Below are 13,008 nucleotides of genomic sequence, written 5' to 3' on the forward strand. Positions count from 1 at the left end.
CTTACGCTGAACGCACCAAATATTACGGTTCTTTACGGTTCCCTGACTTCGGTTGACCTTGGAGCGGCTCCATAGTATATTCTCAACCATGTCAGATATGACGCCGGTGCAGCAGGGCCGTACGCCCCATGAGGCAGGCCCTGTGCACCACCCCCCGATAATTGAAAGGAGAGAATGGATCATGAAAAAACAGACAAAATGGTTTATAATACCCTGCGCGGCATTAGGACTTACCCTTGGAAGCGCCCTTGTATCATTTGCAGCAACCGGATGGGCAGAGGAAAATGGGGAATGGGTATATTATCAGAAGGACGGCAGCAAGGCAACGGATGTGTTCGCCAAATCCGGCAACAACTGGTTCTACCTTGATTCAGACGGGACCATGGCAAAAAGCCAGCTGATTGAGAAGGACGACAATTACTATTATGTAAACTCAGCCGGAGCCATGGTAACCAGCGAATGGAGGGAGGTTGAGAATGAGGATGCGGGCGGCGATGAGCCGGACACCTACTGGTATTACCTCCAGTCCAACGGCAAGGCCGTGAAGAAATCCGGCAGCAGCGACAATGTCAAGTTCGTAACCCTTCCCAACGCCTCAGGACAGGGCAGATATACCTTTGACGAGGAAGGCCGCATGCTCTTTGGCTGGATTGACGAGAGCGGGGAAATGCTCACGGATGACGACGCCTGGAAAAGCGGGATGTACTACTGCGGCGAGAACGGCGATGGCCGTGTAGCCACCGGCTGGAAATACATTACCGCTGAAAACGATGAGGACACGGAGCGTGAGGGCGACGGCTACTGGTTCTACTTTGCCACCAACGGCAAAAAGACCAAGGACAATGACAATAAGAAAATCAACGGGCGCAAATACCGTTTTGACGAAAACGGCGCCGCACATTTTGAATGGTACAATAATCCAGGCACTGCTTCCGGTTCCAATGCAGTAAACAAATTCTACAGCTCAGAGGAACAGTGCTGGATGTCCACGGGCTGGTTCAAGGCCATCCCCAACGAGGACATTGACCCCGAGGGCCATGATGACGGCGACGAGCAGTGGTACTATGCTGATTCCAGCGGCGACCTGGCAATGGCTGAAATCAAGAAAATCAACGGCCAGTCCTATGGTTTCGACCAGTACGGCAAAATGCTCCACGGCCTTTACAAAATTGAATTTGAGGAAAACGGCAAGACCATCCGCACGGCTGAGGAAATCGAATCCTTTGACGACCTGCCGGATGAGGACGAAGACGGCGTATTCGTATACTACTTCGCAGATTCACCAAAGGAAGGCGCCATGAAGACAGGTACGGTTACCATCGAACTGGACGGCGACAAATACGCCTACAGCTTCCAGAAATCCGGTAGCAAAAAGGGCGCGGGCATCGACGGTATCGACAGCGACTCCATCTACATCAAGGGCAGAAGGATTGAGGCCGAGGAAGGCACCAAATACCAGCCATTCACCTACAAGGATGAGACCTATCTGATCAGCACCGCAGGCAAGCTGATGAAGAACAAGAAAAACATCAAGGATTCCGACGATACCTACTATAAGACAGACAGCAAGGGAATTATTGTCGATTCTGGAAGTGAAAAACTGGACTGACAGGAATGATATACACCGATTTAACTTGACTTTCCCCCGGGTACATGGGGTATAATGTAGCAGACAGGGCGGCAGCGGAACCAATACGGTTTCCATTGCCGCCCATACCTGTTTTTATCAATATTTTTTTCAGAAAGGAAGTTTTATTATGAAGCAGCTGAAGAAGCTGGCTTGCCGGGCTGTCCTGGATTTAAGGATGACATTTCCCCCAAAGACCGTGTTATCCATCATCCTTGGCACAGCCATCACCACCTTCGGGATCTACAATGTACACCGACAGGCAGATATCACGGAGGGAGGTATCCTGGGATTGATCCTTTTGTTCAATTTCTGGATAGGCATGTCATCTTCCATACTGTCACCCGTACTGGATACCTTAAGCTATGCCCTGGGGTTCAAATACCTGGGCAGGGAGTTCCTTAAGACATCCATCTTTGCAACCATATGTATGGCCGGATTCTTCCGTTTATGGGAAATGTTCCCGCCGCTCCTCCCCAGCCTGGCAGACGCGCCGTTTACAGCCTCCCTGGTGGGCGGGTGCTTTATCGGAACAGGCTGCGGGCTTGTGGTGCGTCAGGGCGCCTCCTGCGCGGGCGATGATGCCCTGGCCCTGGTCATCTCCAAGATCACGGGCTGCCGTATCTCCAGGGCCTACCTGCTCACGGATGTCACGGTACTGGTCTTATCCCTGTCCTACATCCCTGCAAGGCGCATCGTATATTCGCTCATCACGGTCACGGTTTCATCATTCCTCATTGATTTCATACAGAACTATGGACTTGATAAGGACGGACTTGATAAGGATGACGATGAAGATGGAGGGGAATGCAGTACGGTAACCTGATGATAAATCATATGTCATGAAAGCGCCCCCTGGCCTGCCTCATTGATGAGGGAAGCCAGGGGGCGCTTTTTCCTGCTGATCCTGTTTCCATATTTTTAACTTATATCAAACTCTCCCAACCAGTCATGTTGTATCACATTTCGATTCAGGAACACCCATACTATTTGGATATTTATTCTGCTTTTAATTATAGAATCATGACATCGGAATTAACTTTTAAAAAGTACATGTCATATATTGAATTTTTAAAAAGCAATATATATTAACTTTTTTTGAATAAATAAGAAGTAAAATGAATATAATTATATATAAAACGATAAATTATATTGCTTTTAAATTTTTCAAGTGATATCATTGTGGTAAATAAAAGTAAAGGACGGGTAATTATGAAAATACAAAGGATTCACCTGGATGGATTTAAAAACTTAAATAGGGTAGATATCTCTTTCAACAAAATCACAGCATTAGTAGCAGTAAATAACTTTGGTAAATCCAATGTATTAGCAGGCATTCAATTCGGCCTTGATTTTATAAGGGCAAAAGAAGATGAACGTAATGGCTTTATGCAGGGAGACGACCTTATTCCAATAAATAAGTCATCTGTAGATAAAGATTTTCGATTCGAGGTGGAAACGGTAACATCAATTAATGAAATAAAATATCGGATTATTTATGGATTTTCCTTTAGATGGGTAAAATCGGATGGTGAAAAGGCTGAAATTTCCGATGAATATCTAAAAATAAAAGTTGATGTGAAAGGGACAAAATATACTCAATTAATTAACAGGCAGGGAAAACAGGCATTTTATAAAAGTTCCGAAACAGGAAGATGTACAACAGTAACTGCCATTGAAGATTTGGAATTAGTTGCAAATAAATTAAAAGCATTTGATCAGTTGTATTATATAGAAATCATTAAGAAATTAAACGATTTAAGATTATATATGGAAAATAATTTTGATGTCAAGAAATTTTATGTGCCGAGTCCCATTATCAGAAAGGGAATGCTGGATGATTTCATAAATGCAGAAAATCTGCCCAGGGTCATTGCAAAACTGAGACAAATAAATCCTGGAAAGTTTGACCTGCTTCTTGACGCTTATAAACGTCTTTTTCCTGATATAGAGGATATTATTGTTAAAGAACTTCAAATCAATAAAAATGGTGAGGTTGTTGTACCAGATGATATACCTTTTATTGTATCCAACAGCATTTACCTGCTTTTCGTAAGAGATAGGAATTTAAGTAAGCTGATAGATTTCGGGGCTATGTCAGATGGTGCCAAAAGGGTTTTTATGATTTTGACCAAGATAATCATGGCGGGGTTGGAGGAAAAAAATATTTCCCTGATTGCAATTGAGGAGCCTGAAAATTCCATACATCCATCCCTATTTAAAACTTATCTTCAAATTATTGCAGATTTACTGGATGACTGTAAAGTCATTATTACAAGTCATTCTCCATATATTATCAGTTTCATGGATATAGACAGCATTTACGTCGGTATTCATAAAAGCGGAGGCTTAGCGGAGTTTTATGGCATTAAAAAGAGCAAGGAAAAGGCTCTTTTAGATGATGCCGACTCTGTGGATATGAAGCTAGGCGATTATATTTTTTCACTGTTAACAGATGATGAAAGTGAAATTGAAACATACTTGGAGAGTGGATCAGTTGAATAAATGTTTAGTATTATTTGTAGAAGGAAAAACAGAGGTTGAATTTTATAAAGAGTTAATAAGGTATATAAGAGAATGTACTGCATCCGGTAAGCTTAACCACAAAATAATTTGCAGAAGTGTGAATGGCATTGGTGGTTTTAAGAAAGAAGTCAATCGAATATTTTTGAAGGAAATACTTCCAAAGCTGGACGGATATTCCGTAGTAGTCGCGCTATGTTACGATACCGATGTCTTTGGATATGTCCAGAAACCAAAGATTAACTGGGATAATATCGAAAAAATGCTTTTGCAGGATGGTGCAGAAAGGGTTATTCATATCAAGGCAGAAAAATCCATCGAAGATTGGTTTTTGCTCGATATGGAAGGAGTGAAGAAGTTTCTGAAACTAAAACCAGATGTGCAGCCCAGCGGAGTAAATGGCTATGAAAAGCTGAAATCCCTGTTTAAAAAGGCAAATAAAATTTATACAAAAGGTCAGGAAGTCAGTGGATTTGTCCAGGTACTTGACATAGGGTTAATCAGCAAAAAAGTATCAAAGGGCTTGGGATTACTTTATAGGGAATTAGAAGCACAGGAGACGATGGAAAAGAAAGGGAAATAAAGACTTTCCTAATCCCCCACAATCCACTCAAAGTATGACTTCGGATGGAGTACCGGATATGAGACTGATTTACATAATTATCCATAATATTAAAAGACGCCGCATATCATCATGATATACGGCGCATCCTTCACATCTGTCCCAGTCTTTTAGAATAAATCCTTATATATAACAGTCTATTATTATATCTGCGACACAATCCTCCTGACCGGCATATATAATTCCAGACAGAACGTGGCCCCCTCTTCCTCAAAAAAAGAGGTCATGTCATTGGCATACACCCGTCCCTCAGTCTCAATCCCGTGGCTCCGGCCCCACTGGACCATACGGTTGATCATATCCGGGCTGGGAAGGGTCTCCCTGGATGTAAGGACCGTATAGATACACATCTTTTCCTCTGTCAGCGCATAACAGGACGGATCAAAGGCTTCCCCCAGCTGGTCTTCCAGTTCTTTATAAAACAGGAGCAGGGTGCCATGCTGGGTCAGTTCCCTTCCATTGTACGTAAGCTCATTATAAAAATACGTCATATCCAGACCTGATATGGTGGAGGCCAGACGGAACCACTCCCTCAGGCCATGGTGAAGGTCCCGGCACTGTCCCATGATATAAGCTTTGGGGAACTTCCTGAGGGAATACCGGTTCAGGCACTCCTCAATGTGGTCCATATCCCTCTGGACCAGCTTCAGCCTGGCAATGGCCTGCTGGTGCATGCGTATGGTCTCTTCCTCCTCAGCCATCCGCTGCCTGATCCGTTTCCTCCTGGATTCCATGGACCGCCCGCCGCTCATAAGGCCTTCTATCTCCTCCAGGCTGGTATTCATCTTTCTCTGGTACAGGATATACATCAGCTTATATATATCGTCTTCCGAATAATATCTGTATCCGTTATCTTTTTTCCTGGCATTGATAATGCCCTTTTTCTCATAAAAACGCAGGGCGTCCCTGCTAAGCCCCACCATCCGGGCCACATCCCCTATGAGATACTCAGCTTTTTCCTGGACATCTGTTTTCTGCATATTCTTCACCCTCTGCTTTTTTCATATTCCCTCCCAATAGATTAAAATATTCCGGCTGATTGGTCAATGGGTTCCGGGAAAGTGCAAGAGAACCGTAATAAAAATGACAGATTCTTAATATCCGCTCCATTATCCACACTGCGGGACAGTCCGATAGTGGATAATGTGGATAACTTGTGGATATCTCTGTTAAAATGTTGGGGATAAGGGGCTTTCATATGTGGATTTTCCTTTGGACATATGATAATATTTACCATATAGCCTTGTAAACCGGGGCTTTAAGCGTATACTGCATCCAATGCAGGGAAAGGGCATGTATGTTGTGGAAAAGTGAGGCGGCAAAGTATAAATCCTGGAAAGAGGGCGTGATACACACCACCCTGAACCCCAAAGGCCCCGGGGCCGTGCGCATCCATCTGATACCGCCCAGATGGCGTCCTTTTAGCAAAAGTCCCTATGTGATGATACTGAACGGGTACTATATCCTTCCCCTTGGCTACTCCTGGTCCATTCTTCTGGGGAATTTCATACGGGAGGTAAACCGGTATGAGGGCCGTCCTGTGGATGATACGGATATGGGACACATTGTTGATGCGGCGGTAAAAAAGACCAGGGACGCCTGGCATGTACCTGAAAAACAGCTGCGCCTTGACCTCCAGGACATGCTTTCCATGCTGTACGGGGTTGCCCGCGGCGGGGAACCCGACGGTGACATCGGGCCATTATCCCTGCGCCGGTACGCCGCCCACATGACGGCCCCCCACCGGATGGACCTGATGGTCAGCTCCATGACAAAGCAGGACGGGGCCTGGAACTGTAATCTTAAATGCCTTCACTGCTATGCCGCCGGACAGCCCCAGGCAGTGGTCAGGGAACTGGATACCGCCCAATGGAAAAAAATCATTGACCGCCTGCGCAGCGCCGGGGTTCCCCAGCTTACATTTACAGGCGGGGAGCCGACCATGAGGCCGGATCTGGTGGAGCTGGTAGATTACTCCAAGTGGTTTGTGACGCGCCTGAACACCAACGGCATCCGCCTGACGCCCCAGCTGTGCCGGGAACTGTACGAAGCCAGCCTGGACAGCGTACAGATTACCCTCTATTCCTGGAATGGGTCAATACACAACCGCCTGGTGGGGAACATGACCGCAGATAGCCATGATACCGTGGATAACGATGGAGATAACGAAGGTAATGGGGATAACGGAGGTAATGACGGATTCAGTAAAACCACAAAAGGCATCCGGCATGCCCTGGCCGCCGGGTTGAATGTCAGTATCAATACGCCGCTATGCCGCGAAAACCAGGATTATATAAAAACCCTGGAGTATTTACACAGTCTGGGGATATGTTATGTCACCTGTTCCGGGCTGATAGAGACAGGTAATGCCGCCCTGGGCGCTTCTGTATCCAGCCAGCTCTCCATTCAGGAGATGGGGGCAATCCTGGAGGATGCGGCTGCATTCTGTCAAAATCACGGGATGGAGTTGAGTTTCACCTCCCCTGGACGGGCAGATCCGGAATTGTTAAGGCGGCTGGGGCTGTCTGTGCCCATGTGCGGGGCATGCCTGTCCAACATGGCCATTGCGCCGGACGGTTCCGTGGTGCCCTGCCAGAGCTGGCTGGGCAATGGGGCTGTACTGGGCAACCTCACCAGGGACGCCTGGAAGACCATCTGGAACAGCAGGACCTGTGCCGGGATCCGGTCCATGGGGGAAGAAGAGGGTTTGCGCTGTCCGCTTAGGAAAAGTGACATGCCGGGGTGTCCTCCCACAAACCAAAACAACCAGGAGGACCAGGATCCATGCTTGAAATAGAAGAAAAGAAACACCATCTGCGCAACTTTTCCATCATCTGCGCCATTGGCCTTCTAATCCTTATCATTTACGTACTCTATACCAGCAGGCCGCTGGATGAGATAACGGATTACCAGGTCTACGTGGAAACGCAAAATGACGGAAGTATGGATATTACATACCGGTATGAATGGAAGGTATTAAACGATACCAGGGAAGGCCCTCTTACCTGGGTGCGCCTGGGGCTTCCCAACAACCACTGTGAGGTCACTGATTTCGGAGGCGCCATCGACCACGTGTCCAACTCCTATCTTTTCTCCGAACCCGTGTTGAAAGCATATCTGGACCGCAGCTATTATAAGGACCAGACAGCCGTATTCTGGTTTACCATCCATCAGGAGGACATGCTCTGTATGAACCGGGATGACAGCCAGAAACCATTTTATGATTTTACCCCGGGATGGTTTAATGATATCCCCATCAGACATTACACATTCACCTGGAAACAGGGGAATTACATTGTGAGCCATAATGCGGACCGCGAGGAGGATGGTTATCTGGTCTGGGAAGGTTCCCTGAAGAAAGGGGGCACCAGGCAGATGAAGGTTTACTGCCGCCTATACGGATTTATCAATCCTGATTTAGTACAGCATCAGGACTACAGCACCGGCATATCCGGGGACAGCGGCCCTGACATATCCAATGTCCTGATAATCATACTGCTAACCGGATACCTGGGCTATAAATTCACCTGGGGCTCCGATGAAGAAAACTACAGCCGTGGGCGGGGATATTATGGCCATGGCTCCCACCGCGGAGGCGGCGGCAGCTGTGCATGCGCCTGCGCGGGGTGTGCATGTGCATGCGCATGTGCGGGCGGCGGACGGGCCGGATGCAGTCAAAAGGATTTTTACCACCGGGAATTGCATAAAGAATAAAGGTTCTATACTGAATGTTGGGGTGTGCTGAAAAGCACACTTCCAACATTCTTTTGATTGTAATAAAATACATCTATAAGAAGCCTCCCAAACCCATTATTCCGACCAAAGTTTAATGTTATGGAGGTGACCCCTTATAGATGTACCCTAATTATACCAAGGCTTTCCTTAACTTGGAAGGTGTTTTTATTAAAAAAGTGGTTCAGGCAGACTCTTTCATTAAAATTTTCATCCAGTCCCAACCGGTAGAACAGATTTGCCCCTGCTGTGGGGCTAATACAAAACGGATTCATGATTACCGTTTACAAGAGGTCCAGGACATTCCCTTACTGGGAAAACAAGTTATCCTGCTCCTTCGCAAACGCCGCTACCTCTGCCCATACTGCCGCAAACGGTTCACGGAACCCTATTCGTTCCTCCCCAGATACCACCGCAGGACCCGCAGGCTGGCATTTTACATTGTCTCCCTGCTCCGGCAGACCTTTTCCTTAAAACAGATTGCAGAGCTTACCGGTGTTTCCGTCCAGACGGTCTGCCGCCTTCTGGACACGATTTGCTATTCTCCGCCTGACCAGCTTCCGCAAGCGCTTTCCATTGACGAATTCAAAGGCAATGCTTCTACCGGTAAATATCAGTGCATTCTGGTTGATCCGAAAAAGCGCAGGATCCTCGACATTCTCCCGGATCGGACCCAGAGCCATCTGGCTGATTATTGGCGGAACATTCCCAGGAAAGAACGCCTGAAGGTAAAGTTCTTCGTCTGCGATATGTGGCGCCCCTACACCGAACTTGCACAGACCTTCTTTCCAAACGCTACAATCATCGTGGATAAATATCATTTCATCCGGCAGGTGACATGGGCGATTGAAAATGTACGCAAACGACTGCAGCGGTCCATGCCGGTTTCTCTGCGTAAGTATTATAAACGCAGCCGGAAACTCATTCTGACCCGCTATAAAAAGCTGAAGGATGAGAACAAACAGGCCTGTGATTTAATGCTTCACTATAGCGAGGATCTACGTCTGGCACACCGGATGAAAGAGTGGTTCTATGATATCTGCCAGATGGAAGCGTATCGTCAGCAGCAGAAGGAATTTGATGACTGGATTACGAATGCACAGAGCTGTGGGATCAAGGAATTTGAAGCCTGTGCTAAGACCTACAGGGCCTGGCGAAAAGAAATCCTGAATGCCTTTAAATACGGGTTGACAAATGGTCCCACAGAAGGATTTAACAACAAGATAAAGGTATTAAAACGGAGTAGCTACGGAATCCGGAATTTCAAACGGTTCCGAACCCGGATACTTCACTGTACATCATAGGATAAAAAGGTCGGTAATGCGGAGGCTTATTTGGCATGCCCAAAATCAGTAAAACCTGGAACTAAACATAAAAAGGGCCCTTTTCATAGAATTGGGGCGGGATTTTACAAATCCCACCCCAACTATTGACAAAGAGCCAGAATAAAAAACGGGCAGACAGGCGCACATCGTTCTATAAAAACAATGCCGTTCCTGTCTGCCCGATCATTCTATTCCGTTTCAAAACCAATAATAGCAAAAGTCCGATGATACCTGAAAGATATTACTCCTGTGCCTCGCCCATCAGATCATCCATCACATGCTTTACCGTGTCAATCTTCCCGGCCCGGTAAGCATTGCTTCCGCAGAACAGAAGCGCATGCTCCGTATCCCCCTCAGCCGCCTTTACAAGGGCCATGGTGATACAGTATGGAATGGTCCTTATATCGCAGTGCTCCAGACACTGGAAGCAGGATTTGATGACAGGGCGGTCCCCTGACTTAATCTGCCTGAGGAAGGGGTTCATGATGGCCCTGCCCGGCATTCCCACCGGACTCTTGGTAATCACGATGTCCTCTTTCCCTGCCTTGATATATTCCTGCTTATAAGCCTCGGAGGCATCACACTCCTCGGTGGTGACGAACCTGGTGCCCACCTGGACACCGTCCGCCCCCAGCTCCAGCTGGTGCAGCACGTCCTCGTGGGTGTAAATCCCTCCGGCCGTGACCACCGGGATATGGCGGCCATACTTGGCGCCGTATTCCCCTACTACCTTTATGATTGCCTTCACCTCTTCGTCATAAGCAGCCTGGTCATAGGTTGCCGGAACATCCTCTGTGTCGGCGCCGTAGGAGGTGAGCTGGTCCAGTGAGAACCCAAGGTGTCCGCCGGCCAGCGGTCCTTCTATCACCACCAGGTCCGGCGCCACATGACATTTCCTGTCCCACATCTTGCAGATGACCATGGCGGACTTGGCGGAAGATACAATGGGGGCCAGCTTAATCCGGCGGGCGGGCAGCTCCTGTCCGCTCTCTTTCATTTCCGCGTAAGCGGCTTCCACATGTTCCGGAAGGGCAACCGGAAGCCCTGCGCCGGAGATGATGATGTCAGCCCCTGCCTTGACCGCTTCCTTAACCCACATATCATAGTGCTTGGTGGCAACCATGATATTAAAACCAATGGCGCCGTCCGGGGAAATCTCCCTGGCGGCCTGCATCTCCCGGCGGATAGCCCTTAGGTTGGCCTCCACAAAATTCGTAGTAAAATCAGGTTCCCTGAAACCAATCTGGGCCGACGATATAATCCCCACCCCGCCGGCAGCCGCAACCGCGCCCGCAAGCTTATGAAGGCTTATTCCAACACCCATGCCTCCCTGAATAATAGGTTTTTTAACTACTAAATCCCCAATTACCAATGGTTTTAATTCGTTCATTACATTCTCCTAAATCTAAGATACCTTTGTTCTGCCAGTTCTTCCTTTGTCATGGAAAGGCAGCGTTCAAAAAACCCTGCCATGGCGCTGTCCATGTATTCAGCAACACGGTAAAGGTTATCCGTACATACGGGTTCTTCTTCCGGTACAATCCGTTCCACCAGTCCCAGCTTCTTAAGATCCTGGGCCGTTACTTTCATGACCTTGGCTGCATCCGGCGCTTTCTTGCTGTCCTTATACAGGATGGATGCAAATCCTTCCGGCGACAGGATGGAGTAGATTGCATTTTCCAGCATCCACACCTCATCGGCCACGGCCATGGCAAGGGCGCCGCCGCTTCCGCCTTCTCCTATCACCACGGAAAGCACAGGAACCTTCAGGTCTGACATCTCAAACAGGTTCCGCGCAATGGCTTCCCCCTGTCCCCGTTCTTCTGCCTCCAGTCCGCAGAATGCTCCTGGCGTATCCACAAAACACACCACGGGACGTCCAAAGCTTTCCGCCTGCTTCATGAGACGCAGGGCCTTGCGGTATCCGTCCGGCGAGGGCATGCCGAAGTTGCGCTTCAGGTTATCCTTGGTGTTCTTGCCCTTCTGCTGTCCGATTACAGTCACGGGCATGCCGTGGAACATGGCAATCCCGCCTACAATGGCGCCGTCGTCGCCAAAATACCGGTCCCCGTGGAACTCGATGAACTCATCAAATATGGCGTTGATATAATCCGTTGCAACGGGACGGTCTGATTTCCTTGAGAGAAGGACCGTGTCCCAGGCTGTCTTTGCCGCGCCGCCCAATGTTTTCCCATCGGATGTCTTTCCACCAGATGTCTTTCCGCCGGATGTTTTCCCACCGGACCGCGCCATTTTCCCAAGTTCATCCACAGCGGCCGCTGCCTTACCCACCGGCAGGTCCACATTCATCCTGTGGCTGCGGTGCATGTAAAGAATCTGCCCGATAACCTTTTTCTGGTCCTTACGCTCCACAATCTTATCAACAAAACCGTGTTCCAACAGGAACTCGGCACGCTGGAAGCCTTCCGGCAGCTTCTGTCCGATGGTCTGTTCAATGACCCTGGGTCCTGCAAACCCGATAAGGGCATGGGGCTCGGCAATGATGATATCCCCCAGCATGGCAAAGCTTGCGGTCACGCCGCCCGTGGTTGGATCCGTGAGCACGCTGATAAACAGCTGCCCGGCCTCATGGTGACGCTTTAAGGCAGCGGAGGTCTTGGCCATCTGCATCAGGGATACGATTCCCTCCTGCATCCTGGCGCCGCCGGAGCAGGCGAAGATGATCACAGGAAGCTTTTCCTTTGTGGCCCGCTCCACTGCGTCTGTTATCTTCTCACCTACCACATGGCCCATGCTGCTCATGATAAAACGCGCGTCACAGACACCTACCACCGCGGGATTTCCGTCAATCATGCCTTTTCCCGTGACAATGGCTTCATTCAGGCGGCTCTTTTCCCTGGCAGCCAGGACCTTCTTCTCATAGCCCGGGAAATCCAGGGGATTGGAGAAAGGCATTTCCTTATTCCACTCCTCAAAGGTTCCCTCATCTACAAGCATCTCAATCCTGCGGTATGCGTGGACACGGAAATAGCCGCTGCATTTTGGACATACGTAGTAATTGTTCTTCACGTCCTCCACGTAGATGGGCTGGCCGCATTTGTTACATTTGCGCCACAGCCCTTCCGGGATGCCCGGCTCCTCTGCATCACCTTTTGGCGGTTTGTATTTCGTATCTATCTTTGTATACGTTTTTTTAAACATATTCCGCAACATAGGCA

10 protein-coding genes are annotated in these 13,008 nt (G+C 48.4%); 7 read left to right on the forward strand and 3 right to left on the reverse strand.

Features of this window, described 5'->3' with window-relative positions:
* Nucleotides 1–181: 181 nt before the first annotated feature.
* From MCJ35_RS24840 to MCJ35_RS24855, 4 genes are all read left to right on the forward strand, one after another.
* Nucleotides 182–1,609 carry a PspC-like choline-binding domain-containing protein gene (locus MCJ35_RS24840; RefSeq protein ID WP_025484736.1) on the forward strand — a complete coding sequence of 476 codons (1,428 nt, stop codon included), beginning with the start codon at nucleotides 182–184 and terminating at the stop codon, nucleotides 1,607–1,609.
* A 148-nt stretch (nucleotides 1,610–1,757) separates the two neighbouring features.
* Complete coding sequence (locus tag MCJ35_RS24845; protein ID WP_025484735.1) at nucleotides 1,758–2,453, forward strand: YitT family protein; 696 nt, start codon at nucleotides 1,758–1,760, stop codon at nucleotides 2,451–2,453.
* 386 nt (nucleotides 2,454–2,839) lie between these two features.
* Entirely contained in the window at nucleotides 2,840–4,132 is a 1,293-nt protein-coding gene (locus MCJ35_RS24850; protein ID WP_025484734.1) for an AAA family ATPase, read from the forward strand.
* Nucleotides 4,125–4,733 carry a hypothetical protein gene (locus tag MCJ35_RS24855; protein WP_025484733.1) on the forward strand — a complete coding sequence of 203 codons (609 nt, stop codon included), beginning with the start codon at nucleotides 4,125–4,127 and terminating at the stop codon, nucleotides 4,731–4,733. The genes MCJ35_RS24850 and MCJ35_RS24855 overlap by 8 nt, the downstream gene beginning before the upstream one ends.
* Before the next feature lie 182 nt (nucleotides 4,734–4,915).
* Here the strand turns inward: MCJ35_RS24855 and MCJ35_RS24860 are convergent, their stop codons facing one another.
* On the reverse strand, nucleotides 4,916–5,752 hold the full coding sequence (locus MCJ35_RS24860; protein ID WP_025484732.1) for a MerR family transcriptional regulator: 837 nt from the start codon (nucleotides 5,750–5,752) through the stop codon (nucleotides 4,916–4,918).
* A 317-nt stretch (nucleotides 5,753–6,069) separates the two neighbouring features.
* Here MCJ35_RS24860 and MCJ35_RS24865 point away from each other — a divergent pair, with 317 nt between their 5' ends.
* The 3 genes from MCJ35_RS24865 to MCJ35_RS24875 all read left to right on the forward strand — a co-directional run bounded on the left by MCJ35_RS24865 (nucleotide 6,070) and on the right by MCJ35_RS24875 (nucleotide 9,808).
* Nucleotides 6,070–7,569, forward strand: a complete 1,500-nt coding sequence (locus tag MCJ35_RS24865) for a radical SAM/SPASM domain-containing protein (protein WP_025484729.1) — start codon at nucleotides 6,070–6,072, stop codon at nucleotides 7,567–7,569.
* Nucleotides 7,557–8,486, forward strand: coding sequence for a hypothetical protein (locus tag MCJ35_RS24870; RefSeq protein ID WP_025484727.1), 930 nt, complete (start codon nucleotides 7,557–7,559; stop codon nucleotides 8,484–8,486). Before MCJ35_RS24865 ends, MCJ35_RS24870 begins: the two co-directional genes overlap by 13 nt.
* 140 nt (nucleotides 8,487–8,626) lie before the next feature.
* Nucleotides 8,627–9,808, forward strand: coding sequence for an ISL3 family transposase (locus MCJ35_RS24875; RefSeq protein ID WP_240299690.1), 1,182 nt, complete (start codon nucleotides 8,627–8,629; stop codon nucleotides 9,806–9,808).
* Nucleotides 9,809–10,070: 262 nt separating this feature from the next.
* Here MCJ35_RS24875 and MCJ35_RS24880 read toward each other — a convergent pair whose 3' ends face one another.
* Together MCJ35_RS24880 and MCJ35_RS24885 are read right to left on the reverse strand one after the other, a co-directional pair.
* Nucleotides 10,071–11,219: an NAD(P)H-dependent flavin oxidoreductase gene (locus MCJ35_RS24880; protein WP_008726605.1), complete on the reverse strand. Its 1,149-nt coding sequence runs from the start codon at nucleotides 11,217–11,219 to the stop codon at nucleotides 10,071–10,073.
* Nucleotides 11,219–13,003 (reverse strand): acetyl-CoA carboxylase carboxyl transferase subunit, encoded by a 1,785-nt coding sequence (locus tag MCJ35_RS24885; protein ID WP_025484724.1) that lies wholly within the window; start codon nucleotides 13,001–13,003, stop codon nucleotides 11,219–11,221. The genes MCJ35_RS24880 and MCJ35_RS24885 overlap by 1 nt, the downstream gene beginning before the upstream one ends.
* Between the last annotated feature and the right edge of the window lie 5 nt (nucleotides 13,004–13,008).

It is taken from the genome of Enterocloster sp. OA13, assembly GCF_022440595.1.
Taxonomy (GTDB): Bacteria; Bacillota; Clostridia; order Lachnospirales; family Lachnospiraceae; genus Enterocloster; species Enterocloster hominis.